This window comes from Wolbachia endosymbiont (group B) of Episyrphus balteatus, assembly GCF_947250575.1.
Lineage (GTDB): Bacteria > Pseudomonadota > Alphaproteobacteria > Rickettsiales > Anaplasmataceae > Wolbachia.
Genome location: NZ_OX366325.1, coordinates 1,361,629 through 1,386,899 on the forward strand (window position 1 = coordinate 1,361,629; position 25,271 = coordinate 1,386,899).

20 protein-coding genes, 1 other RNA gene and 1 pseudogene are annotated in these 25,271 nt (G+C 34.1%); 12 read left to right on the plus strand and 10 right to left on the minus strand.

Annotated elements, in window-relative coordinates:
* The first annotated feature begins 26 nt into the window (after positions 1-26).
* Entirely contained in the window at positions 27-593 is a 567-nt protein-coding gene (gene efp / locus OOL05_RS06515; protein WP_007302193.1) for an elongation factor P, read from the plus strand.
* The gene (locus OOL05_RS06520; RefSeq protein WP_264730262.1) at positions 594-1,286 is read left to right on the plus strand and encodes an inositol monophosphatase family protein; all 693 of its coding nucleotides are present in this window, start codon (positions 594-596) and stop codon (positions 1,284-1,286) included.
* Positions 1,287-1,607: 321 nt separating this feature from the next.
* Here the strand turns inward: OOL05_RS06520 and hemA are convergent, their stop codons facing one another.
* The 7 genes from hemA to OOL05_RS06555 all read right to left on the minus strand — a co-directional run bounded on the left by hemA (position 1,608) and on the right by OOL05_RS06555 (position 13,491).
* Positions 1,608-2,804: a 5-aminolevulinate synthase gene (gene hemA / locus OOL05_RS06525; RefSeq protein ID WP_211908736.1), complete on the minus strand. Its 1,197-nt coding sequence runs from the start codon at positions 2,802-2,804 to the stop codon at positions 1,608-1,610.
* Between the two features lie 71 nt (positions 2,805-2,875).
* Positions 2,876-4,717, minus strand: coding sequence for an ankyrin repeat domain-containing protein (locus OOL05_RS06530; protein WP_264730264.1), 1,842 nt, complete (start codon positions 4,715-4,717; stop codon positions 2,876-2,878).
* Between the two features lie 150 nt (positions 4,718-4,867).
* The gene (locus OOL05_RS06535) at positions 4,868-8,041 is read right to left on the minus strand and encodes an ankyrin repeat domain-containing protein (RefSeq protein WP_264730266.1); all 3,174 of its coding nucleotides are present in this window, start codon (positions 8,039-8,041) and stop codon (positions 4,868-4,870) included.
* Between the two features lie 38 nt (positions 8,042-8,079).
* Positions 8,080-9,984: a molecular chaperone HtpG gene (htpG, locus tag OOL05_RS06540; RefSeq protein ID WP_264376182.1), complete on the minus strand. Its 1,905-nt coding sequence runs from the start codon at positions 9,982-9,984 to the stop codon at positions 8,080-8,082.
* 158 nt (positions 9,985-10,142) lie between these two features.
* The gene (locus OOL05_RS06545; RefSeq protein ID WP_010403185.1) at positions 10,143-11,363 is read right to left on the minus strand and encodes a KAP family P-loop NTPase fold protein; all 1,221 of its coding nucleotides are present in this window, start codon (positions 11,361-11,363) and stop codon (positions 10,143-10,145) included.
* A 3-nt stretch (positions 11,364-11,366) separates the two neighbouring features.
* A complete protein-coding gene (gene recR / locus OOL05_RS06550) occupies positions 11,367-11,966 on the minus strand; it encodes a recombination mediator RecR (RefSeq protein WP_425384539.1) in 600 nt (199 codons plus the stop codon).
* A gap of 133 nt (positions 11,967-12,099) precedes the next feature.
* On the minus strand, positions 12,100-13,491 hold the full coding sequence (locus OOL05_RS06555; protein WP_264730269.1) for an ankyrin repeat domain-containing protein: 1,392 nt from the start codon (positions 13,489-13,491) through the stop codon (positions 12,100-12,102).
* A gap of 663 nt (positions 13,492-14,154) precedes the next feature.
* On the opposite strand from OOL05_RS06555, the pseudogene OOL05_RS06855 reads away from it, so the two are divergent.
* The 8 genes and pseudogenes from OOL05_RS06855 (at position 14,155) to dnaN (ending at position 21,232) form a co-directional block, all read left to right on the plus strand.
* A pseudogene (locus tag OOL05_RS06855) lies at positions 14,155-15,055 on the plus strand (IS5 family transposase).
* 184 nt (positions 15,056-15,239) lie between these two features.
* Positions 15,240-15,338, plus strand: an RNA gene (ffs, locus tag OOL05_RS06575) — signal recognition particle sRNA small type.
* A 16-nt stretch (positions 15,339-15,354) separates the two neighbouring features.
* Entirely contained in the window at positions 15,355-16,938 is a 1,584-nt protein-coding gene (gene dnaX, locus OOL05_RS06580) for a DNA polymerase III subunit gamma/tau (protein WP_264730277.1), read from the plus strand.
* Between the two features lie 21 nt (positions 16,939-16,959).
* Positions 16,960-17,274: a YbaB/EbfC family nucleoid-associated protein gene (locus tag OOL05_RS06585; protein WP_006013488.1), complete on the plus strand. Its 315-nt coding sequence runs from the start codon at positions 16,960-16,962 to the stop codon at positions 17,272-17,274.
* Between the two features lie 336 nt (positions 17,275-17,610).
* Positions 17,611-18,294 (plus strand): P44/Msp2 family outer membrane protein, encoded by a 684-nt coding sequence (locus tag OOL05_RS06590; protein ID WP_264684882.1) that lies wholly within the window; start codon positions 17,611-17,613, stop codon positions 18,292-18,294.
* A 291-nt stretch (positions 18,295-18,585) separates the two neighbouring features.
* On the plus strand, positions 18,586-19,479 hold the full coding sequence (locus OOL05_RS06595) for an RNA polymerase factor sigma-32 (RefSeq protein ID WP_064085617.1): 894 nt from the start codon (positions 18,586-18,588) through the stop codon (positions 19,477-19,479).
* Positions 19,472-19,984: an invasion associated locus B family protein gene (locus OOL05_RS06600; RefSeq protein ID WP_064085618.1), complete on the plus strand. Its 513-nt coding sequence runs from the start codon at positions 19,472-19,474 to the stop codon at positions 19,982-19,984. Before OOL05_RS06595 ends, OOL05_RS06600 begins: the two co-directional genes overlap by 8 nt.
* A 96-nt stretch (positions 19,985-20,080) precedes the next feature.
* Complete coding sequence (dnaN, locus tag OOL05_RS06605) at positions 20,081-21,232, plus strand: DNA polymerase III subunit beta (protein WP_010407054.1); 1,152 nt, start codon at positions 20,081-20,083, stop codon at positions 21,230-21,232.
* A 1-nt stretch (position 21,233) separates the two neighbouring features.
* Here the strand turns inward: dnaN and truA are convergent, their stop codons facing one another.
* Positions 21,234-21,971, minus strand: a complete 738-nt coding sequence (gene truA, locus OOL05_RS06610; protein ID WP_019236842.1) for a tRNA pseudouridine(38-40) synthase TruA — start codon at positions 21,969-21,971, stop codon at positions 21,234-21,236.
* Between the two features lie 114 nt (positions 21,972-22,085).
* On the opposite strand from truA, the gene recA reads away from it, so the two are divergent.
* Positions 22,086-23,153, plus strand: a complete 1,068-nt coding sequence (gene recA / locus OOL05_RS06615) for a recombinase RecA (protein ID WP_264730280.1) — start codon at positions 22,086-22,088, stop codon at positions 23,151-23,153.
* A gap of 377 nt (positions 23,154-23,530) precedes the next feature.
* On the opposite strand, the gene pth is transcribed toward recA, so the two are convergent.
* Complete coding sequence (gene pth, locus OOL05_RS06620) at positions 23,531-24,085, minus strand: aminoacyl-tRNA hydrolase (protein WP_264730282.1); 555 nt, start codon at positions 24,083-24,085, stop codon at positions 23,531-23,533.
* Positions 24,085-24,696: a 50S ribosomal protein L25/general stress protein Ctc gene (locus tag OOL05_RS06625; protein WP_264376083.1), complete on the minus strand. Its 612-nt coding sequence runs from the start codon at positions 24,694-24,696 to the stop codon at positions 24,085-24,087. Before OOL05_RS06625 ends, pth begins: the two co-directional genes overlap by 1 nt.
* A gap of 142 nt (positions 24,697-24,838) precedes the next feature.
* Between OOL05_RS06625 and OOL05_RS06630 the strand changes: the two genes are divergently transcribed.
* Positions 24,839-25,138, plus strand: a complete 300-nt coding sequence (locus OOL05_RS06630) for an ETC complex I subunit (RefSeq protein ID WP_064085624.1) — start codon at positions 24,839-24,841, stop codon at positions 25,136-25,138.
* The last annotated feature ends 133 nt before the right edge of the window (positions 25,139-25,271 follow it).

Sequence of the window (25,271 nt, forward strand, 5' to 3'; positions counted from 1 at the left end):
CATCAGACTAAATTAAAAGTGTAATTATGGCAGAAAGGGCTAATGATATCAGGCCAGGTCAGGTACTAGAACATAACGGTGGTTTATTTTCGGTTATAAGTATTATGCATACTCAACCTGGTAAGGGTGGTGCATATATACAAGCTGAAATGAAAAATATCCAAACAGGAGCAAAGTACTATGAGAGGTTTCGCTCTGATGCAACAATCAGAAGGGCAATTTTAGATGAAGAGGAATATGTTTATCTCTTTACTGAAGGGAATATCGTAAATCTTATGCATCCAAGTAGTTACGAGCAGATTGTTATAAATTTAGACTTATTAGGGGAAAAGAAGGCTTATTTGCAAGATAATATGAAAATTAAAGTAGTAACTTATCAAGATAAAATAATTTCTGCACATGTGCCTGATCACGTTACACTAACTGTAAAAGAGACAGAGTCTGTTATCAAAGGTCAGACTGTTACTGCTTCTTATAAGCCTGCAATTTTGGAAAACGGAATACGTGTTAACGTGCCTCAATTTATAAAAGAAGGGGATAAAATTGTATTACATACTCCTGATAACAGCTATTACGAAAGAGTAAAAGAGTAAATGGCCATTTCATCACCACGAATCAATGTGATGCTTGATTCTGTACGCAGTGCCTCCAAGCAGCTTATACGTGATTTTAATGAATTGCAAATTTCAAGCGTTAAGTCAGCAGACTTTATCAATAAAACTTATTCAAAATCCAAGCAACTTATATACGATTGCTTGAAAAACTACAACCAGAACTATGACTTTATTTTTGAAGACGATGTGGGCCAAGATCTAAAAGACGGCGGTTATACTTGGTTTATTATGCCTATAGAAGGCAAGGAAAACCTTTTTAGTTGTATGGTTTATTTTGCAGTATCAGTTTGTCTCATTCATAAAAAAAGAGTTGTAGCAGCTGTGATTGATGCTCCAGCGCTTAGAGAAACTTTCTGGGCAGAGGAAAAGAAAGGAGCTTTTCTTGAAGATTTCAAATCTCGCCATGTAAAAATGCGGATGAAAGCTCGTGAAGGGGGAATAATAGACATAAGTGGTAATTTGTTAAATAAATTACCACTTGACAATAATAATCTACGCTCCCTTGGCTCAACGGTACTAGGTTTTGCATATCTTGCTGCCGGAAGATACAATGGAATAATTTACTCTGGAATTAATAAATATAAAACTTCACTCGGTAGGCTTTTTCTGCAAGAAAGCGGTGGGAGATTAAGGGAAGATAACGCGCTTGTCATTGCTGGAGATATAAACTAAAGTTCATTCAAAAGAGCAAAAGTCACGTAGTGAAAATAATAAATGGTCTTACCTACCCCTCATTGCAGCAGGGTGGCAAAATAAGATAGACGAGAAAAGACAACTATAGGAACAAATAGGTGTCATTCCAGCACGTGACACTAGAATCCAGATTGTTTAGACTGGATCCTATGGTCAAGCCATAGGATGACAAAAGAGTAAACTTTACCTGTGTGAGCTATAGATCCCAGTGTTAGCTACTTTCATTATAAGAAATAAAGCACTGATTTTGTACATTAACCATGCTTTTAAATAGATACCTTATTCTTGGCAACTTTAAACTCAACAACAGACACAAACAGACAATTTCTCAAAAACTTTTACAAGAGATTTTGTTAAATGCTCTATCATTTCATTTGTATGGTAAGGCGTAGGAGTAATACGGAAGCGCTCAGTCCCCTTTGAAACTGTTGGGTAATTTATATGTTGTACATATATTCCATACTCATCAAATAACAATTTTGATGCTTTTTTGGACAACTCAGGATCGCCAATTATGATTGGAATTATATGAGTTTCTGTTTGCATAAAATTCACTCCTGCGTTTCTCAGTGAGTCTTTTACCTTTTCAACAGACTGCTTTTGCTTCTCTCTTTCAACATTGCTCGATTTTAAATGCTCAACGCTTGCCTTTGCTGCTGCTGCTAAAACGGGTGACATAGCAGTAGTAAAAATAAATCCTGGGGCTGAACTTCTTATTACATCCACCAAGCTCTTTGAAGACGCTATATATCCACCCATCACTCCAAAAGCCTTTGATAATGTACCCTGAATAACAGTTATTCTATCCATCAAACCTTCTCTTTCTGCAATTCCACCACCGCGCGGTCCATACATGCCAACTGCGTGTACCTCATCCAAATAGGTAATTGCATTATACTGATCTGCTAGATCACATATCGCTTCAAGCGGTGCTACATCACCATCCATTGAGTATACAGATTCAAGTGCTATTATTTTCGGCGTTTTTATATCTATAGACTTTAGCAACTGCTCTAAGTGATCAACATCATTATGCCTAAATATGTGCTTCGGTCTTTTTCCTGATTTTATACCTTCTATCATTGAAGAATGGTTTTTCTCATCTGAAAAAATTACCACGCCCGGAATAACAGACGATAAAGTACTAAGTGTAGTTTGGTTTGCAAGATAGCCACAAGCAAAAGTTAAAGCAGCTTCTTTTTGATGCAAGTCAGCCAAAGACTTCTCGAGCTCAACAACTTCCTTTGTTGTACCTGATATATTTCTTGTTCCTCCAGCACCAACAGATGAATTTTGAATAGCAGCAATGACACTATCGTTTTGTGACATTCCCAGATAATTATTACTGCACCAGACAATAACCTCTCTATTTCTTTCATAATCCATAATATAGGGAAGTTTGCCAGGTAATGACGCAAAATGCGTAAATTCACGATAGCGCCCTTCTTCTTTTATATCTTTGATTTTATTTAAGAATATTTCTTCGTAGTCTACCAAGTTTTTATCTATTAATAATCAATATAATTATAATAAATTATTAAATGATAGACTACTATATTTATTCATTATCAGCCACAGCAAGGTGTACTTTTTTGTGTATCATCAACCTTTGCAACCTTATTATCCTCAAGTGAGCTTTTAGGCCTATAGCAGTACGTAATTGTAGCTGCAATAAGACAACAAACTGCAACTGCTATTCCTATTGCTAACATTTCCAAGTAAACTGCAACAGCTGCTCCTAAGGCAATAACAGTTATTGCAAGCGCAGAAGCAGCTACGACATACTTTTTTGTGTTTTGTGGATCATTCTTTGAATTGCTTGGTACGGTTGCTGAATAGCCTAAAGATGACATAAATTCCAAAAATCCCTTATTTCCTCGTTTTTTTGCCATATCTAAAGAGCTTCCTTTCAAAAGAGTATCTGATGGTTTATTAATAATTGGATCGTTTTCTAAATACGGGCTTGTACCATTGTCTATTAGCAATTTTGCAGATTTTTTATGCCCTTCATTTATTTTTCGATTATAAGCTATAACATGCAACGCAGTACCAATATTATTGCTTTGCATATTAACATACCTTTCTTTATCTTCTGCTGCACTTATTAAGATGGCAACTACATCAGAATGACCATTATCAGCAGCTAAGTGCAATGCAGTTTCACCATTATGATGTTGTAAATAAAGATCTGCCTTTTTTTTTAAAAGCAATTCCACCATTGCTGAATTACCTTGTGTAGAAGCATACATCAAAGGAGTAAGATTATATCGTTCTTTAGCATCAACTGTTGCGCCACGATCTATTAGCAATTCCGCAACATCTAAATGTCCATAATACACTGCTTCATGTAAAGGAGTTACTCTGCTGCCTGTACTACTCACTGAATTAACATTTGCACCGTTATCAAGTAAAAGCTTCACAAAATCTTTATGACCATTTCTAGCAGCTAAATGAAGTGCAGTGTCACCACCTACTTTTGTTTTTGATTTAATCTCAATATTTGCACCACATTCTAGTAAACGCCTGCCAAGCTCAACATCACCTTTTTGTGCTCCAACGTGTAAACGAATAAATCCATCATTATCATAATCTGTGAAACGTTCATTAATATCGTCTAGTAAACTTTCCCTACCAGCTTTTAATTCCTCAGGAATGATAAGTGTTACTTTACCATTTTCATACTCTACTTCACCATTATGAAATTTAAGTGTGAATCTAAGTAAACTGTCTAATTCACATATCTCCTTCTCTGGCTCATCAGAATTGCGTGCCACCATTGATGACTTATAGTTAATGCGTACATAATTCTCATCAGAACAATCGATGTACATGATCTTCTTGTAAGAATCGCTAGAAAGTACCTGATATTTTATTAATATACTATGTATTCGGATAGCAAGGAAAGCCATATACCCCGCTTGATTACAACTTGTGGTTAATTCCTCTATGAGGGAATCATTCGGAACCTCTGCTTTAGCATGTTTAAAAATTTCCGTAAAAACATACTTTGCAAACAGACGTTTATCATCTCCCTCATTATATTTATCATATAACCCTTTAATGAAACTATTATCTATAGTGCGATCATTGATTACAAAAAAATCCGTTCTATATAGGTCTTGATAAGCTGTGTTACCAGACTTTACATCTTCATTATTCTCATTTGCCTTTACTTGACCCAGCAGAGATTGTGTTAGCTGAAATTCTAACGTAGTTACTGCACTAGATTTAGTATCAGAATTATTAACGCCAGATTCTTCTTGACTTTCATTACCTGAATCCTCAGAACGACGGCGCTCTTTTTCCTCTCGTTCTAAAATTTCAAACCCTTCTTCAGTTCCTGAATCCCTAGAATCTGATTTCTTTAAAATTTTGTTTGATTCCTGTGATACAAAATCTGAACCTAACATGTTTTTCCTCACTAATTAGTAGCTAAGCTAAGTGTAGCATTAAATGGCAATTTTGTCAACTTAGCAAGCATCTCTTCGTAGTCCACCAAGTTTTTATCTATTAACAATCAATATAATTATAATAAATTATTAAATGATAGACTACTATATTTAGTATACAGACCTTTCCTTGAACACAATCTCTGCAGGCTCACCATTCTCAATTAAGCTTTTAGGTCTACAGCAGTATGTAACTGTAGCTGCAATAAGACAACAAGCTGCAACTGCTATTCCTACCGCTAACATTTCCAAGTAAACTGCAACAGCCACCCCTGAAACAATACCGGCTATTGCAAGCGCAGAAGCAGCTACAACATACTTCTTTGTATTTTGTGGATTTTTTTTGAGGCCACTTTTGCTGCTTTGCTCATTAATTCTTGGCAATTCTGTTTTTGGCTGTCCATTTCCGTTAGCAACTTGTTCTACATGCTCAGTAGGTTGATTAACGTTAATATCATTATTAACATCTTCAATTTCAATCGAAAGAAGTTCATCTTCATCATCACTTGTTAATTCTACTCTTAAAGTACAAGGAACAGAATTACTAGAAACAGTACCATTAGCTGTTGCTTCAGCTTCCACTGTGTCAATTACAGATATTCTTGTTTCATGACCTTCTTCACTAATTTTTTCAAATGGAGAATTACTATTAGAGTCTGAGGAAGTTCCGGCAGAGCAATCACTTTTATTACCTTCAAGTTTAGAAAAATCATCCTCCTCAGAACTCAGTGATGGTGAGCTTTCTTTAGACTCTACCAAAAGAGCTTCTTGGCTACTTGCAGCAGCTTCTACATTGTTGTCTACTGGTAATGTAGCAGCAGTGTGCTTGAGCTCATTTTCAAGAAATAGTATTATTTGTTCAAGAGCCTCTTTTTGCTCACCCTCTTCCAAATTTGTAATTTTGTCATTTGCTTGGTCCAAGAGCTTCTGTACAGTAGGTTCATATGTGCTGACTTCTAATTTCTTTAATAAATGTATCAAACCAGTAAGATTGATTCTATCGACAGCATTAGACAATTTTTCTCCTATAATTTTTTCATTTCCAGGCATTTTACCTCTCCTATAATTGTTATCCATAGCTTCTTCTATTGAAGCCTTTTCATTATTCATAATGTTTTCTCCTTTATCAACAATACTTCTTTGTGGCCGTTGATTATCAATATTTTTGAATTCTGGATCTTTTTTAATATTTAAATGCAAAGGTGTTTTATCATCTAAACCTTCAAGAAATTTTGTGATTTTTGATTCACTAGAAGATTTTTCCCTGTTTTCTTCCCTTACCAAATATAAACTTTTCGTTCCTACCAGATCTAAAGCTGTTTTGCCATCTCTATCTTTAATGTTCCAATCAGCTCCCTTGTTTACAAGTAATTTTACTATTTCAAATTTATCATGGTAAGCAGCCCAATGTAAAGCTGTTCTGCCATGCCTCTCATCTTGAACATCAACATTAGCACCATTTTCAATAAGTAAGCTTATTAGTTTAAAATTATCACGTGCTACAGCATAATGCAAAGGTGCAATTCCAGAATTATCTATACTATTAATATCAACAACTTTACGATTAACAATTACCTCTGCCGCTTTACTTTCAGGAGCTAAGTGTATAGCATAGTGCAAAAGTTTAGATGAAAAAATAATTCTACCTTCAGCCTCAGTATTCTTAAACCTATTTAGTATCACTTCCACGCATTTCTGATTACCAACAAAAGATGCCCTTTCAAGTTTTTTACATATACCATCCAAAAACATAGTATGATTCGGCTTATCCAAATGCTCTAATAAAAACTTAATATAGCATTGTCCACCAACACCAATAAGTAGCCTATCGAGCTCTTCATCTTGCGTAAATAATATACTTTTATGCGTTTCTGCATATCTTTCCACAAGCGTATCATTAGCTGCAATGGCTAGTAGTGAAAGCTCTTTTACTGAATGATTATAATAACCATTTGTTTCATCATAACTATTATTCAACAGCACATTGTGCGTATGATCAGTCAAATTAAGCTGTTGAGAGCAAAAATCCTTCAAATTACCACAATTCAAATCAGTAATAAATCTATCGCTTTCCTCTATATTATTTATAGTTTTATCTAAACCTGTGTAATCACCATAATTTTTTGCTTTATTTATAACGTCTATTAATCCATCAAAGGTTAAATTTTCAGGGATAATGGTAAATTCTTCTTCATTATGCCTTGGTTCTATATTAACCTGATCTTGAGGCCAAAATAACTCTGTTGCTACAACTGCTGTAACTTCTGCAACACCTACCAATACATTCGCAACATTACCTAAAATGCCTGGATCAGTAACTACTTTGTTTGCTACTTCACTACTATCAGATGAACTCTCAGTAATAGACAAGTCTTCAGCAGCAAATGACTTAGGTCCTTCATTCATATTTTTCTCAAGAGTCTCTGTAATTCTATTATCCTCATCTTCGAAATGCCTATTTATTTCATCTAACAAACTTTTGCCATTAACTTTGTAATTCTCTAATTGTTCAGGAATAGCAAGTGTTACTTTGCCGTTTTCATACTCTACCTTACTGTCTCGAAACTTAAGGGTGAACTCTAAAATAGCATCAACCCTGCATATTTCCTTATTCGTATCAAGTTCTCTAACAGGCATACTTGGACAATACTGAATATTGAGAGAACCTTGGCTATTATATACAATACTTATCTTTCTATCGTTGGCATGAGGCAAGCTTAGTTTATGCTTAGAGAATATAGGAGAGAGCTGCATTAACAAAGAGCCATCATACCCAGCCTGATTGCAATTAGTAATTAACTCTTCTAATATATTGTCATTTGGAGTTTCTGCCTTAGCATATTTAAACATTTCTGTGAAAACTTGCTTAGCAAACAGGCGGTAATTTGCATTTTCACTCGAAATTAAGTGATTGTGCTGGCAATATGACTCGTGAACATACGCTTTGCTTATTGTTTGCCCATTAATTAAAAAATCCATTCTTTCCAAATCAAGTTGTGCTTGCTTGCCAGAATTTGCATTCCTATTATTCTCACCTGCCTTTACTTGACTTAGCAAAGATTGTGTTAGCTGAAATTCCAATTCAATTGCTCTGTTAGTATTTTGTCCTTCCTCAACCTCTGAACAATTGCCTGAATCTCCAGAATGACGATGCTCCTTAATTTCTTCTTGTTCTAAAACTTCGAATTCTTCTTCAGCACCTGAATCTCTGGAATGGCGACGCTCCCTTTCTTCTGCAGTATCTACTGCTGGCGGCATGAGCCCACCAAGTAAATTCCACCCCATGTTTTACCCCCTAATTATTAGCTAAACTAAGTATAGCATTAAATAGAAATTTTGCCAAGCAAGTTATTGAGCCTTTTAGCAAATAGACTTACGTCTTCCATCTCTTCACCTTCCACTATACAAGCTTGATAGAACAATAAGTAAATCATATCTCCAAGTGTTGGATTTTCACCATTTTCAGCGTGAGATTCCATTATGTTTCTTATCAAAGGATGCTTAATGTTAATTTCAAGTACTTTTGGCGTGCGGTAATTTAGCTGCTTCTGTTCACGTAAAAAACGCTCCATACGGAGATCCATAGTTCCTTCATCAACTGCTAGACACACAGGACTATCGGTTAATTTCTTAGAGATCTTTACACTTTTTACTAAGCTTCCAAGAACCTTGGTGAAGTATTCGAGTATAGAATCCGCGTTTTCTTCGCTTTTGTTTTCATCTGATTTATTTTCTTCATCTTTCTTACCTTCTTCTGAAGAGAATTTTTCTAAATCAACATCAGCACGAGTTACAGATTTAAATTTTTGATCTTTATATTCATGAATCACGCTAGTCCAGAAATCATCAACTGGATCAACAAATAGAAGCACCTCCAATCCTTTGCTGACGAATCCTTCAAGTTGTGGACTGTTTTTTACTGAATCGAGACTATTTCCTGTGAGATAGTAGATATGTTCCTGTTCAGGCTTCATTCTGCTTATATAATCATCAATGCTAACTAGCTTACCATCACTGGTGCTATGAAATCTGCAAATGGAAAGCAATGCTTCTCTTTCATCAGTTGGCATAGCTTCGCAAAGACCTTCTTTTAACACCGCACCAAAATTGCCCCAGAATTTTGTGTATTCCTCTAAATTATCTTTTGCTTTTTTGCCGAGCTCTGATATTATGCGCTTAGTTAAAGATTTCCTAATCTGCTCAACTACACGATTATTTTGCAGTGTTTCTCTGCTGATATTGAGAGGCAAATCCGGTGAATCAACCACACCTTTCAAAAAACGCAAGTACTGCGGTATAATCTGCACATTATCTTCAGTGATAAACACTTTATTTACATACAATTTTACAGAGCAGCGTCTATCTGGATGAAATAAATCAAAAGGCTTGATAGAAGGAACATAAAGCAAGTTCGTATACTCTATTGCACCTTCATTTTTATTATGAAATATCATCCAAGGCTCACCGCCCACATGTGCAACACCACGGAAGAAGTCGTTGTGCTCTTCTGGAGTAACGTCATTTTTTGGCTTAGTCCAAATTGCAGCTTTGCTATTTAATTTTTCACTTTTTCCTTCTTCATTTACAAACTCAACGGGAAAATTTATGTGGTCAGAGTAAGTAGTAACGATGTTTTCAATACGGAATTTGTCTAAAAATTCGCTTTCTTCAGGACGCATGATGAGCGTAATTTTTGTGCCACGAGAGATTTGACCATCTAATTTGCTGATTGAATACTCTCCATCTCCTTTAGATTTCCACACCCAAGACTCTTCTTCTCCGGCTTTCCTTGATTCTACTATAACTTCTGAAGCAACCATGAAGCTTGAATAAAAACCAACACCAAACTTTCCAATCAGCTCTACAGCTTGGCTCGAATCTTTATTATTCTTAATTGCATCCAAGAATTTTTGCGTACCAGAACTTGCAATCGTGCCAAGATTATCTATTAAATCTTGCCTGTTCATGCCAATTCCATTGTCGGTTATATACAGCTCATTCTTATCTTTACTGGAGCTAATAGTAATCTTCAACTCATCACTTGAATCTAATAAATCAGCATTTAATTGTGATTCATAGCGCAATTTATCACATGCATCTGATGCATTTGATATTAACTCACGCAAGAAAATATCCTTATTAGTATAAAGTGAATGAATTACTATATTTAGTACTTTGCCTACTTCAGCGTCAAATTTTAAACTTTCAGTTTCTTGTATGTTGTGCATTTTGAGCTCCATTATTAGCCTACTACTCTAATAATTTAAGTATTGCACTGCGATCTTTCAAGGTCACACATGCTAAAATTTATGTGGGCCAACTTATGGTTCCAATGCTAAACTGGAATAAGTACAACCATTGTGTCATGCAAATTAAGAAGAAAGTGCTAGAATATAATATCTCTTATTTGCTTCAAAGATTTGTTAGTCTTTGATTCTTTTTTTTTAAAAGTAGTCTCAAGAGAGATTTTAAGCTTTTTCCATTCTTCTTGACCATTTGGCATTAAATCACTCTCAATCTTCTCCAGTACTTTCTGAGGTGATGAATATAATTCCTCGTACAAATCAGTGTTTACTGACTGTAGTATTACTAAAAATGTAAATAAATTCGGATCAAGTAATTCTTCTTTTGCATGGTTCAAAAAACATAGCTTTATTCTCCTTATACAGTATTGTATTGCCTGCAGTGATAATGAGAAGCTTTCTGCATAAAATATAAAGCTATCTATAATTAAGCTCTTTGATTTTTTCGGTAATTCAGAACTTTCAAACAGTTTTCTTATAAACTGCTCTGTTGGCTGTTTTGGCAAATGCAAAGAGAGATCAGTAAAAGATTTTAGGCTAAAATTTGGTCCAAGTATTGTGCTAATTGCTCTTTGCACATTACTCTTATCTTGGCTAACAGAGATAATGAAAACCAGTCCCTCGACATCAAGCATGTACTTTATGGATTCTAAAAAATCGACAATGAATTTAGGGCGACATATATCAAGATCATCGACCATTATATAAATGTTTTTATCTTTCCTGATTTTATTAACCACATCTGCTAGTTGTATCTTAAAGTCTCTAATGTTCTCTTTTCTCCTTTGGAGAAGATTTAATTCACCCAAGACAAAACCAATGTCTTTCTTATCAGCCTCTTTTGCAGCATCGAGAAATACTGAAAGCATAGCAAGTGGAGATTTACTGATCAGCTTTCCTAATGTATTGAGAGAAAATAGTTCTTGGTTTATGTTTTTGAACTGCTGTATAACACTCCTTTTTACTTTGTATGATGCGAATAGATCCTCAAACAAGAAATGCAAAAAAGAAGGCAATGGTTGATCTAGTGCACTAATATCCCATGCGCTGTAATAAGCTGCAATTTCATTTTGCTGCTCTAGATCCTTTACCCATTCTTTCAAAAAAAATGTCTTACCCCACTTATCATATCCTTCTAAGGATACGATTGAAAAAGACTTATCGATTGTCTTGATTATAGAACTAAATTTACTTGCAATTTGCTTATAACCCAAGCAATCACCTTCCCAATTTATTACCTTAGGCAATTGTTTCTCTTCTTTTTTTCTGAAGGTTATTAGCGATGTAAGTTTTTTTAAGCACATAGCTTACTTTATATTTAACTCATACTCTTGTCTTGACGTAAGCGCTATCTTCAGAGTCCCTTCATCTAGGTAGTCAATTTCTCCACCTATCGGTATACCACAAGCAAGGCGCGATATTTTTACATTCGAATTCTTTAGCAATTCAATTATATATTGCGCAGTAACTTGGCCTTCTAATGTCGGATTGATTGCAATAATGACCTCTTCAATTTTAAATTCTGTAACTTTTTTGGGAATGTTATCAAGATTCAGTTCTTTTGGACCTATGCCATTTATTGCTGATAGCCTTCCACCCAAAACATGATACATACCTGAATATATATTCCCTTTTTCAAATGCCCATAGATCACCCAATTCTTCTACTACACACATTAACTTGGTGTCACGCTTTGGGTTAGTACAAATAGAACACGGCGATTTAGTATCTAGGTTTCCACAAATTTTGCACTCTATTATAAGATCCGCTAGCTCTCTAATCAAAGATGCAAGCGGTAGCATGACTTTCTCTTTATTTTGGAGCAAATGTATAACTAACCTTCGTGATGATGATGGACCTAAACTTGGCAATTTAGAAAAAGCATGAACTAAATTCTTTATATTAATGTTCATTTAACAAATTCAGGATATAGTTTATAAAATGATAACATCAAACCTTTCGTAAAGAAAGCTTAGTTTGATTGGCTATGAAAAAGATTTCCCACTTTTTTTTAGAACTGTCTTGAAAAAATTAATGTAATCACAATCTACTGTAACCTAACTCTGATTCAGGTATAACTGAAATTATCTCACACATTTGCGTAGTTACTACGGTACTTCTTTTTTGAAAATGACGTAATTTATTTTTCAACATATTTCTTTCTTCCACATAACTGTCCGATTCTTTATTCAAACTAGAATTTTTTTCTTCATACTTGGAAAGTATTGTATCGATCAAATAATTAAAAAATAATATTAGACCTGTAGTGTTGGAGAGCAATTCAAGAGAATAATGTAACATATCTTCACTCACTTCTTCATTTATTATGTCATGAGAATTTTTATACATTCTAAAACAAGAGCCGAAGGCTGCTAAGCATACGCAAGTAAGTTTTGTTTTGTTTAGGACGCACTTAATTCGCGCTAGTTTTTTATTATTATCTTCTAATTTTATACGCAACTCACTAATTTTACTACTATAGTGCTTAATAAACAATTCTATTGCCTCTTTGTTATTAGCATAATTATATGCTTTGTAAGATTCCTTATCCATAAATTCAGTATCTATATCTCTTGATTTTAGAAGCTCTTTGATTACTTCATTCTTGCCAAGAAGCACAGCTTCGTGTAGAGGTGTGTACTCACTTTCAACATCTTTCCTTCTGTTAATATGTTCACGAGTTAAGTAGTCGAAAAGAACTGAAACGCATTTTGAATTATTACCTTCAATAGCCAGAGTAATTACATCTTTTTCGTCTTTGTTCTTAGTATTAATAACTTTAGAAAGCGGCTTTTCATTCTCTTGCTTACGTTCAAAATATTTGTGCTTGTAAAACTCATTCGAACAGTATGGTTCCTTAAGAATAGACAAAAGCTTTTTTACAAAATCAGCACGATTTTTTTTTATGGCCAAATGTAAAGGTGTGTCCTGATTTTTCTTATCTTGCAACAATAAGGCATCATACAAACAGCCCTCTTTATATAGAGAATCAATCTCTTGGTCAAAATAGATATCTTCTTCTTCTCCTTCACAGATATTTAATAGCCGTGACCCTATACTTTCTGTAGTACTGTAATCAATTGCAGAGCTACGTTTCACTTTAGATTGATAAAGGTTTATGTTCATACTACCCCTGCCTTTAAACAACCCAGCTATACCTCTAAACAGTTCAGCTATACCTGATTCACTCCGAGTGGCACAAGGTGTTTCATCTGGAATGTTAATCTCAACATTTTCACTAGAAAAAAGTTCTAAAACATGCGAGCTGCTTCTTCTACTGGAAAAAGGCACATCGTTCTTTTTATCTTTAATCTCAGCACTCTTTGCATTCAAAGAATTTAGAGAGTTAGCTAAACAATCAAGATCTGTAGCATTTTTAGACTCAAGGTCTTCTGCTTGAAAATTTGCTGCAGTGTTTATTTCACCTTTCATATTTCTTTATTTTACAGGGATTGCATTTCAGGTAGGGTATCTCATCTTTAAAATTTTTCAACTCTATTTAAATTTTTTTAAAATAGTTTTTGATAAAAATATTTATGACACTAACTTTTTGGTTCTCTTGTTAAACTTTTACAAGACAGAATTATTTTATAGCTAAAAAAATTACTTCCGCATATTTTGAATCCAATTATAATTACAATTAGAGATATTTATTGAGCTCAAAAATCTATCTCCGTCTGCAGACCTTTTTTATTAAACTCATAAAAAATGTAGCGTATCCTCTTCAGTGTATACTTAATTTCTGTCATATGTGCGCTGCATTTTTTTCTAATCTTTTTCACAGGGGGATTTTATGTCCAGAATTCCAGATATTTGACCTTTACTTTAGCTAATAAAAACCAACTGGTACCTGCGGTTTTTATAGCTACGTTTCTCAAACAAGTTTCAAATGAATAGATTTCTTGCATAACTGGAATTCAAAAGTTGATGTCATTCTAGCGCGTGACGCTAGAATCCAGTCCTTTTGTGCAAAAAACGTTGTAAAGTAACTTAGTTGGATCCCAGTGGGCTTTGTTGCATCGCTCAAGTGAAAAGAACTGGCAGTTACTGACAAAATTCATTATAAAACAGCCATTTAACTGTTGAAGAAAAAATATGCCACAGAAAATGAAAGTCAGTAACCAAAACGAATATAACAAATTCCTTGAAAAAAGGGGAATATTTTTCGTTACATCGATGAAGCTATCGAAAATTGGTATGAAAATAGTCCAAAAATGCAGGGCGGCAACTATATTTATAGTGATAAAGTTGTGATTTTAGTGCATATAATCGTCAGTTTCTTTAGAATTGGTTTAAGACAAACAGTCGGGTTTATAAAAGGGTATTTGCAACAAATAGGAAGAGATTTGCAGCTATTCACAAGCATCAAAAAAAACTTAATATTAAGATAAATGATTGCAGAAAATAATATAGAAGATATCAAAATTGCTATAGACAGTACAGGAATTAGTATATACAACGACACACAGCAAGGAAAATAGCACTGACAGAGTGGCTATGAGCAAACGAGAAAATTGCACGTAATGTTAAATATAAACAACAAAAAAGCCATAGCTGTAAAATACAGTAACGGTGTCTACTCTGACCACTTGCGATTTGCTTGAAGAAGTTAATTTTCAGCACAAAATAAAAGCATTATATGCAGATAGGGCATACGATAGGCAAAAACTTTATAAATTGTGTAAGAAATACGATATAAAAACAAAAGTTCTACCAAAAAAGGATGCAGCAGAACATTCAAAAATAGATTATATGTCTGACAGAAATGCTGCTATTAGGTTAATAAAATTATATGGACAAGATGGTGTAAAAGAGTGGAAAAAGGAAGCAATTTATGGAAAAAGATCTTACATAGAAGGATTTTTCTCAAGGTTGAAGCAAGTATTTGTTTAGGAATAAATCTGAAGTAAATCGTGAAAAAGAATTACTAATTAAGTGCTATTTGCTCAACAAATTCACTGGTATTGGTATGGCTAAATTTGAAATCATTACATAAATTTGTCGTAAACCATCACTGCTTAAGGTGCTATGCAACAAAGCCATCCCAGACTGGGATGACAGAAGAAGAGTATTTTAGGTAACAGCTGTTTACTCCAAAGTAATGTTGCAAAAGGTCTAACATATAAATTATAAGACTAATATAGAATATACCTTGCTAAAAAAAAAAAAAAGTATAACCTTTTATAAGGTATGCAGGCAAAAATTCTGTAACTTGGTCAGGTCAGAAATGAAGCAACCATATCAGAATCTTTTTGGGTTGCATACCTATTTGTACTATTTGTTTTATTCTAGGCTATGAACATAGCATTAAAATATCGTCCTAGTAGCTTTAAAGATTTAGTAGGTCAAGATATATTGGTGCGTATACTAGAAAATGCTTTTACTCTCAACAAAATTCCACAATCTATACTGCTTTCTGGTAGCAGTGGAATTGGTAAAACCACCACTGCAAGAATAATAGCTTTATGTTTGAATTGCTCATTGGGGCCAACTTTTGAACCTTGTGGATCATGTACAAGTTGTCTGGCAATAAAAAATTCAAGCCATCCAGATGTAGTTGAAATCGATGCGGCAAGTCACACTAGTGTTGAGGATGTTAGAGCGATCTTGGGAGATATTTGCTATTTACCAATAAGTTCTAAATTTAAAGTTTACATTATAGATGAAGTACACATGTTATCCAGTAATGCATTTAATGCATTACTTAAAACTCTAGAAGAACCACCATCTAGCGTAAAGTTTATTCTAGCAACTACAGAAATAAAAAAGATACCAATAACTGTTATTGCACGTTGTCAAAGGTTTGACTTACATAACATTCCTTCAGCTAAGATAATGGAGCGTTTAAATGATATTGCACAAAAAGAAAATTATTTTATTGAAAAAGAAGCATCGGAATTAATTGCGCACCACTGTAGCAATTCAATGCGTAACGCTTTATTTTTGATGAATCAAGCAGTGCTATATAGCAAAGATGGTACAATATCCACTCAAAGTGTTACAGACATACTTGGTCTAGTAGATAGAAACGTTATATTTGATCTACTGGAAGCAGTATTAGACAGTGATTTACAGAAGGCTTTGTTAGTATTCGACAATGTGGTAAAAACAGCAAATCCGCTCAATATTTTTGAAGATCTACTGCAAACAATCCAGTTAATATGCCGTTTTTTAATTACAAAAGAGATTGATACAGAATATGAGAAGAGCAGAGTAAAAGATTTGAGTGCAAAAAAGTCTTTAATATTTTTTTCGAGATTGTGGAAGGTGCTGCTTAAGGGTATTCAAGATATAAAGGTTTCAACATGCAATGAAATTGCCGCTGAAATGATATTAATTAGCCTTTGTTATCTTTCTGATTTGCCTTCTCCGGAACAGGTGATCAAAAAAATTCTTTCACAGAATGTAGAGCAAGGAAATAGACAGGGCAGACCTGTTGCACCTTCCCCCTCTGTCGTCCAAGTAGCTGACTACTCGGATCCAAAAAAATATGTGGAAAAACCCCACTCTGTCATCCCAGTGCGCGACACTGGGATCCATGTGAAAAATAAACAACAAAATTACGATTTTGATAAGATTTTGCAACTATTAAGGCAGAGTAACCAAATTTATCTTTACAAACAACTGTGTAGTAATCTAAAATTAATAGATTGTAAATTTGGGTATTTAAAATTAAAAGCTGTATCTAACTTGAACAGTAATTTTTGTAATGACTTGAAAAGTTACTTAAATCAAGCTACTAATCAGGAGTGGGTTATTATAGTTGATACGAGTTATATGAATAGGGAAGTGAGTAATTTAAATTATGCACCTGTAGTTAAGGATATATTAAATACGTTTAAAGGTGCAAAGGTAGTTAATATAGAAAATAAGGAGTAGGTTGTGGATTTCAGTCAAATAATGAAGCAAGCGCAAGAAATGCAAAAAAAGCTTGCGGAAGCCCAAGAAAAATATATTGGAAAAGAGTTTCAAGGTATTTCTGGTGGTGGCAAAGTTTCTGTATTAGTGGAAGTTATAAAAATAGGTGGCTATAAAGCTAAAAAGGTAAACATAGACTTAGAGCTTATGAGAAATGAAGAAAAAGACATAGTAGAAGATTTAGTGACAGCAGCGTTTAATGATGCCATTAAAAAAGCAGAAGAAGATATGGCAAATGCAACCTCTGATCTCGCAGGTATGATGGGGTTACCACCTGGATTTAAACTTCCTTTTTAAATTTACTACTGAAGTTTGCCTTAATGCAGTAACTAAGTGTTTTCCTTTTATACTAGTACTTCCATGAAGTACATTCATATTACTGCATGAATATGCAGCAATTCACAATGATGAATGCAGATCAGAAGATAAAAAGACATTAGTGAAATAGGTGTCAGAAGATCAAGAGTAAAAAAAGTAGAGTAACTCTATTTATTAATTAATAAAATCTTTGTATTTTCCTAAAAGTTAGTTAAGATACAGAAGGTTTTGTGTTATTAAGTTAGCACTTGACTTAACTTTAGTTATTATTTAGACTGCTAAAGTGGAATTTTAATTTTTTTAACGAGGGCAATTATGCATTATAAAAAGTTTTTTTCGGCAGCTGCTTTAGTGACGTTGCTAAGCCTATCAAACTCTGCTTTTTCATCAGACCCTATTGGTCCAATAAGTGATGAAGAAACTAGCTACTACGTTCGTTTACAATACAACGGTGAAATTTTACCTTTTTATACAAAAGTTGATGGTATTACAAATGCAAAAGATAAAGAAAAGGATAGTCCCTTAACAAGATCTTTTATAGCTGGTGGTGGTGCATTTGGTTATAAAATGGATGATATTAGAGTTGATGTTGAAGGGCTTTACTCACAATTGGCTAAAGATACAGCTGTAGTAAATACTTCTGAAACAAATGTTGCAGACAGTTTAACAGCATTTTCAGGATTGGTTAACGTTTATTACGATATAGCGATTGAAGATATGCCTATCACTCCATACGTTGGTGTTGGTGTTGGTGCAGCATATATCAGCAATCCTTCAAAAGCTGATGCAGTTAAAGATCAAAAAGGATTTGGTTTTGCTTATCAAGCAAAAGCTGGTGTTAGTTATGATGTAACCCCAGAAATCAAACTCTTTGCTGGAGCTCGTTACTTCGGTTCTTATGGTGCTAGTTTTGATAAGGCAGCTAAGGATGATACTGGTATCAAAAATGTTGTTTACAGCACTGTTGGTGCAGAAGCTGGAGTAGCGTTTAATTTCTAGTCTATCTTTGTCTTATTATCCCAGTGGGTTTTTCTTGTCATTCAAGTAGCATGACACTGGGATCTAGAAAAAAGAAATGTGAATTCCAGTGTTTTAGCACTGGAATAACACATTATTTATTTAATGTAGTTTTTATCGTTACACGCTAGCAATGTTAATCAGGTAGCTGATACTGAAGTGTATTGCTACTAAGATCTCAATTAGATGTAAAATTGTGCTTTTTTAATTAAAGCTTGAATTTTTCACTGAAAATCAATATATTATATGTATAGAGTTTTAATTTAAGTTATTATGTTGACCCCAGTAGCAAATTTATGTGTTAATAGTAGCACTAATCTCATGCAATATATTGCTGAAGTGCGAAAATTTCCTATGCTTTCCCAAGAAGAGGAAGTGCGATTAGCAAAAAATTGGCAAGAATACCAGGATATTTCTTCTGCTCACAGGTTGATTACTAGCCATTTGAATTTGGTAGTAAAAATTGCAATGAAATTTAAGAATTACGGTCTATTGTTGATGGACCTGGTCATGGAAGGAAATATGGGTTTAATGCATGCAGTGAAAAAGTTCAATCCTAACTTGGGATTTCGTTTTTCAACTTATGCAGTATGGTGGATTGAAGCTTCAATGAAAGACTTTATATTAAAATCTTGGTCACTTGTAAAAATAGGTACAACGCAAGCACAAAGGAGATTGTTTTTTAGTTTACGTAAAATAAAAAAAAGAATTTTACAATACACAAACAGAGAAACTTTGAGTAAAGAAGAAATAAAAGCAATATCAAATGAGCTTTCTGTATCTGAAGAAGATGTTGTACAGATGAGCTATCGTCTGGCTTGTAAGGATCAGTCGTTAAATAATTGTATAAAAATAGGTGATGACTCTAAAAAGGAGTTACAAGATATGATTCCGTGTAATTTAGTTAGTCAAGAAGTAGCTTACCAGAATCATGAAGAAAAGGCATTAAAAGAAACAATTTTAAGCAATGCGCTGGCAAGTCTTAATGAAAGATCAAGAGACATTTTCATTAGCAGATATTTATCTGAAAGTACTCAGACTTTGGATGAGCTTAGCAAAAAATATTGTGTTTCAAGAGAAAGAATAAGACAATTGGCTAAGCAAGCAATGAGTAAGGTAAAACAACATGTAAAATCAGAGAGTTTGAAACTTGGTTTACATGCGTAGTCTTTTTGTATTTCTAATACTTTTTTCAATAGGTACTCTTGCATCGGTTAGTAACGTACAACTGAAGGAAAAATATAAAGATTGGCTTGTGTACACTGCATTGGAAGATGGTGAAAAAGTGTGTTACATTGTATCTCATCCTAAGAAAAAAAGTGAACATTATACAGCTGACCGCAAGCCGTATGTAATGGTCAGTTACGTTGATAAAAAAGCAGATGAGGTGAGCGTCACTTCTGGCTTTCAGTATAATAATGAGCCTGTAGTTCTCAATATCGATAAAAAAATTAAATATCAATTGCCAATAATACAGGGAAGTCTTGCGTGGACAGATGATACAAAAATGGACCAAGATTTGATTCTAAAAATGAAGCAGGGATTATCAATGGTAGTTAATGGAAAAGTAAAAACAGCAAATGTTGATGATACTTATTCCTTGCTTGGCTTTCAAAAAGCGTACCAAAAAATGCATGACTTATGCCATACAAAGCAAATTATTGATCACTAAAGTATAAGATAGGCTGTTTTGTCTCTCAGACAAAAATATGGATATCACTTTACATAGAATATGAATATCATTTAAAATATATTTTTGAGAATTAATATGTCAAAAATTGTAGATATAGGAATCAAAGAACAAAGTTCTGTGTGTGAACAAATGCGTTTTAGTGTAAGTCGTGCAAGCCTTTTAAATACGCTATCCAGGGTAAGTGGAGTGGTTGAAAGGCGCAACGCGATAGATGTTTTAGCGTGTATAAATATCAAAGCACAACATGGCAGCATAAAACTAAAGGCTACTGATCTTGACATTTCAATATTTGCCTCACTTACTGCAAATGTATCAGCAGAAGGAGAAGTGAAAATCTCAGCACATACTTTACATGACATAGTGAAAAAATTGCCAACTAATTTGGATGTCAATTTCGAAATGAATAATCAAGGAAAATTATTGATATCCTGTGGAAATGCAAATTTTTCTTTACCGAACGTAGTTTCAAATAACTTCCCTGTTCTTGAAGAAGGTGATCATCAATACGATTTCACTCTACTAAGTGCAGATTTGGTAGACTTGTTGACTAAAACGAAGTTTGCTGTGTCGCTGGATGATACAAGGTATAATTTAAACGGGATATATCTGCATACAGATGAGCAATTTCTGTACTGCGTTGCAACTGATGGCCACCGTTTATCATGTATAAAAAGGCCTAAACCTGAAGATATCAACGGAGAATTTGGGGTGATCATTCCACGTAAAACTATCATGGAACTGTTGAAAGTATTGGGTGATTGTAATGAGATAAATATAAAACTTTCAGATAGAAAAATCAAATTTACATGTGGTGAGTATATTCTAATATCAAAATTGATAGATGGGACTTTTCCAGATTACAAAGCTGTCATTCCAACGTCTCAAGATAAACAAATGATTGTTGAGAGTAGCAAACTTGCTAGTGTTATAGACCGAGTTTCCGTTGTTGTGTCCGATAAAATAAAATCAATTAAATTTTCATTGCAAGAGAATTTATTAACTCTACATTCAAATTCCCAAGAGTGCAGTGATGCGACTGAGTCTATAGAGGTGGATTACGATGGAGCTCTTATGGAAGTAGGATTTAATTCTCGTTATTTGCTTGATGCTTTATCTTGTATAAAAAACAAATGTAAGGTCAGCCTATCAGATGGTAATAGCGCTACAATTATCACTGATGAAGATGATCCAAGTGCACTATATATAGTAATGCCAATGAGGACTTAAGCTAGTAATCTATCTTTACTAAGTATAAGCCGTGAGACGGCGCAGTGACCCCAGCGGCGTTTCTTTTACATTGACTTAATATGTTTAGCATTTCTTGTGGATTAGTTCTATTTTTTCCAAATTCAACTAAAGTACCAACAATAATCCTCACCTGGTTATGTAAAAAGGAAATCGCAGATATTTTGATGTATATGTGACTTCCGTTTTGTACTATATCAATATCATCGATTGTTCTGACCGGATTTGTAGCTTGACAATCTTTTGAGCGAAAGCTTGAAAGATTATGTTTTCCAAGCAGGTGTCTAGCAGCTTCACGCATGATGTTTACGTCAAGTGGGTTAAATACTTGCCACACATAACCGATTTCTAGAGCTGCAGGAGCGTAGCGATTAATTATTCTATATTCATAATATCTTTTTTTTGCTGAAAATCGTGCATGAAATGCATCATCTACAGCTTCTGCACTAAGCACAACTATAGGAATCGCTTTTAAGTGATAGTTTATTCCATTTCTTATTCTGTAAAGCTCAAATTGCCTTTCCATATTGAAATGAGCAACTTGCCCTAAAGCATGAACCCCTGTGTCAGTTCTGCCACCACAATGCAAAGAGACTCTCTCGCCACTGAAATTAAATATAGCGTTTTCTATGGTTTCCTGAATTGAGTTAGCAGAGTGTTGTTGCTTTTGCCAGCCAGAGAAACCACTACCATTGTATTCTATCGTTATTTTGTATCGCACTACAAAGTCTATCTATCTAATTTTAGGTAACTAACGTTCTTCGTTATTAAAAAACCCTTGGCAGATTGGTTGCGTTCAATTACCATGGAGACTATACAAGTTAATAAATGATCCATGGCACATAATCCAGAAGAAAGAAATAATGATAAGCAAAAAGCACTAGATAATGCAATAAGTCAAATTGAAAAAGCATTCGGTAAAGGTGCAATAATGAAGCTAAAGCAAAACCCTGTAGAAAAAATAGACACGATATCTACAGGGTCGATTGCACTTGATTCAGCTCTGGGTGTTGGGGGATTGCCAAAAGGACGTATAATTGAGATATTTGGCCCTGAGAGTTCTGGTAAAACTACCCTTGCTTTGCATGTAATTGCTGAAGCACAGAAAAAAGGAGGTTTATGTGCATTTATCGATGCGGAACACGCACTGGATGTTATATATGCTCGTAAACTTGGAGTGAAAACTGATGATTTGGTAATTTCACAACCAGACACTGGAGAGCAGGCGTTGCATATTGTTGAGTATTTAGTGTGTTCTAGTGCAGTTGATGTAATAGTTATTGATTCTGTTGCAGCACTAACTCCGAGAGCTGAAATTGAAGGGGATATGGGCGATCAGCACATGGGATTGCAAGCAAGGCTTCTAAGCCATGGACTCAGGAAACTAACTTCTGTAGTTTCAAAAGCAAACTGTATATTGATATTTATCAACCAAATTCGTATGAAAATAGGAGTAGTATATGGAAATCCTGAAACTACCACTGGTGGAAATGCGTTAAAATTCTATACTTCTATAAGACTTGATATAAGAAAAGTTGGTGCGATAAAGGATAAAGAGAATATTACGGGTAATGAAACGAGAGTTAAAGTTGTAAAAAATAAAGTCGCTCCTCCATTTAGAGAAGCAAAATTCGATATAATGTACAATGAAGGCATATCAAAACTTGGGGAAATAATAGATATAGGAGCAAAACTTGGTGTCCTTGAAAAGTCAGGCGCTTATTATTCATATAACAATACGCGTCTTGGGCAAGGAAGAGAAAATGTAAAAAGCTACCTCAAGGCGAATAAAGAAATTGCAAATGAAATAGAAACAAAAATCAGAGATTTATTTAAAAATCACGATAACTCTATTGCAATAGAAGAGGAACGCGAACAACTTCTAGAAGAATCAGTATTCTAATCTAGATTAGGGTGAAGTTTTAGTATCCATTCAGATGCATGGCTAATGTGCAAATGTTGAAATCAGTGCTTCTTTTCTTGTCGCCTAAGTAGCCCTTTTGGTGTCATCCCAGTGCTTGACACTGGGATCTAAGAAAATTCACAGGCAAACTAATTCGGTAAGCTTATGCTAAATTAATGAGCTTAAATGAAAAATTGGATCCCAGTGTCAAGCACTGGGATGACACCATTTGTTACGCAAATTGTCACAATGTTCGTATAGCTGTGTGTTTGCACACTGACTATTTGTTCCTATATTTTTGTCTATCTTATTTTGCTACCCTGCTGAACGGATACAAGTTTTATATTGAATAGGATGTCCTGTTCAATTGCTATATTTCACACTCTCCCAACTGAGTTGATGAAAGCTGCGATATCTCCTTGTAGCATTAGGTGTATATTTTTTGCTATTTTTTCCACTAAGAGGATAACATTATCAAAATTTTCAAATTTTGATAATACATAATCTGCTAAGCTTTTCCGATTTTCAGGCCTACCTACTCCAAATCTCAAACGCCAATAATCGTTACCAATAAAGCTATCTATAGACTTAAGTCCATTGTGTCCAGCAGAACTACCACCTTTTTTTACTTTTATTCTTCCAAATTTCAAGTCAGCATCATCATGTATGACAACAATATTGTCTAGCGATAATTTATAAAAATTTTTTATTTTTGCAATAGGAATACCTGAATTATTCATAAATGAATAAGGTTTTATCAGCATGATTTTATTATTATTAATTATGCCAGAGGTTATCAAGTAATCAGCTTTATTAGAAAATGACTGAAAATTCCAATATTTGTGAATTGCGTCAATAACTATGAAGCCAATATTATGGTGAGTTAATTCATATTTACTACCAGGATTACCAAGCCCAGCTATTAAATGCACTACTCCTCTGTTTTTGTTTGAGGCTCTTCAACATCACTATCAGCAGCAGAGATTGTTACAATGGTGAAATTTTCTTCCTCATGAGCTACAAATTTAACACCTTCTGGCAATTTTACATCATTGATATGTATAGACTGACCAATCATTTTGCCAGACAAATCAATTTCTATGACTTGAGGTATTTTCTCAGGAGAGCATTTGACAGTAATAGAACGACACAAAACATTAAGCACTCCACCTAATTTGATTCCTGGTGATTTACTTTCATTGATGAATGATAAAGGTATATCTATTTTAATTTCACTACCTTTATCAACAAATTGAAAATCAACATGTTGCACAGTATCCTTTACTACATGCCATTGAATATCACGAACAAGAGCATATTCTTTTTTCCCTGAAATATCTAGTTCTATTAAATGTGCAGAAAGAGCACCTGATTTATATTGTTTAGTAAATTCCTTTGCAGACAATGTCAAATTTACGTTATCATGCCCTTTACCATATATAACTGCAGGTATACTTCCCTTCTCCCTCAGAGCCTGAATCGCTTTCTTTTTTTTTACATCACGTAACTCTGCATTAATTGTTACCATTTCTTGCTGTGCCATCGATTACTCCTATTCAGCTAATCCTTTTTATATAATTTAATAATATAACATAAAAATATTTATTTCAAACTTCATTCTTTCACACTAATTCTTTGTGGAAAAATTTATTTAGATATATACTTAAGATTACGTAGTAAGAGCTATGAGTATTAACGATCAAGTAGTTTTTAAGATTTATAAGCCAACAAAAACTGCAACACAATCTGGCTTAGGTAATACAAAATTCTGGTACCTAAAAATTGAGCCTTGTTCTTACTATATTGAACCTTTGATGGGATGGGTTGGCTCAAAAGATCCCCAAAAACAGATTGTATTAAAGTTTGATTCTCTTGAAAAAGCAATATCTTACGCAAAGAAACACAACACAAAGTACACAATTGAAATGCCAAAAGATGTTAAAAGACTGCCAAAATCTTATGCAAATAATTTCGTATCAAAGTAAGTTTTATCGTAGTGTGTTTATCTAAAAACCTAAACCTAATCGTTACTATGATTTTGCTAACACACTAAGGTCATTTAGATAGTCGAACCTGGCTACCTAGTATCAAAGAGTTATTTTTTTATATATTTCTCCA

Excerpts from the sequence above, each read along its gene's own strand:
- efp (WP_007302193.1), top strand. The coding sequence starts at position 27 with ATGGCAGAAAGGGCTAATGATATCAGGCCAGGTCAGGTACTAGAACAT.
- OOL05_RS06520 (WP_264730262.1), top strand. The coding sequence starts at position 594 with ATGGCCATTTCATCACCACGAATCAATGTGATGCTTGATTCTGTACGC.
- OOL05_RS06530 (WP_264730264.1), bottom strand. The coding sequence starts at position 4,717 with ATGTTAGGTTCAGATTTTGTATCACAGGAATCAAACAAAATTTTAAAG.
- OOL05_RS06535 (WP_264730266.1), bottom strand. The coding sequence starts at position 8,041 with ATGGGGTGGAATTTACTTGGTGGGCTCATGCCGCCAGCAGTAGATACT.
- htpG (WP_264376182.1), bottom strand. The coding sequence starts at position 9,984 with ATGCACAACATACAAGAAACTGAAAGTTTAAAATTTGACGCTGAAGTA.
- OOL05_RS06545 (WP_010403185.1), bottom strand. The coding sequence starts at position 11,363 with ATGTGCTTAAAAAAACTTACATCGCTAATAACCTTCAGAAAAAAAGAA.
- OOL05_RS06555 (WP_264730269.1), bottom strand. The coding sequence starts at position 13,491 with ATGAAAGGTGAAATAAACACTGCAGCAAATTTTCAAGCAGAAGACCTT.
- dnaX (WP_264730277.1), top strand. The coding sequence starts at position 15,355 with ATGAACATAGCATTAAAATATCGTCCTAGTAGCTTTAAAGATTTAGTA.
- OOL05_RS06585 (WP_006013488.1), top strand. The coding sequence starts at position 16,960 with ATGAAGCAAGCGCAAGAAATGCAAAAAAAGCTTGCGGAAGCCCAAGAA.
- OOL05_RS06590 (WP_264684882.1), top strand. The coding sequence starts at position 17,611 with ATGCATTATAAAAAGTTTTTTTCGGCAGCTGCTTTAGTGACGTTGCTA.
- OOL05_RS06595 (WP_064085617.1), top strand. The coding sequence starts at position 18,586 with ATGTTGACCCCAGTAGCAAATTTATGTGTTAATAGTAGCACTAATCTC.
- OOL05_RS06600 (WP_064085618.1), top strand. The coding sequence starts at position 19,472 with ATGCGTAGTCTTTTTGTATTTCTAATACTTTTTTCAATAGGTACTCTT.
- dnaN (WP_010407054.1), top strand. The coding sequence starts at position 20,081 with ATGTCAAAAATTGTAGATATAGGAATCAAAGAACAAAGTTCTGTGTGT.
- recA (WP_264730280.1), top strand. The coding sequence starts at position 22,086 with ATGGCACATAATCCAGAAGAAAGAAATAATGATAAGCAAAAAGCACTA.
- OOL05_RS06625 (WP_264376083.1), bottom strand. The coding sequence starts at position 24,696 with ATGGCACAGCAAGAAATGGTAACAATTAATGCAGAGTTACGTGATGTA.
- OOL05_RS06630 (WP_064085624.1), top strand. The coding sequence starts at position 24,839 with ATGAGTATTAACGATCAAGTAGTTTTTAAGATTTATAAGCCAACAAAA.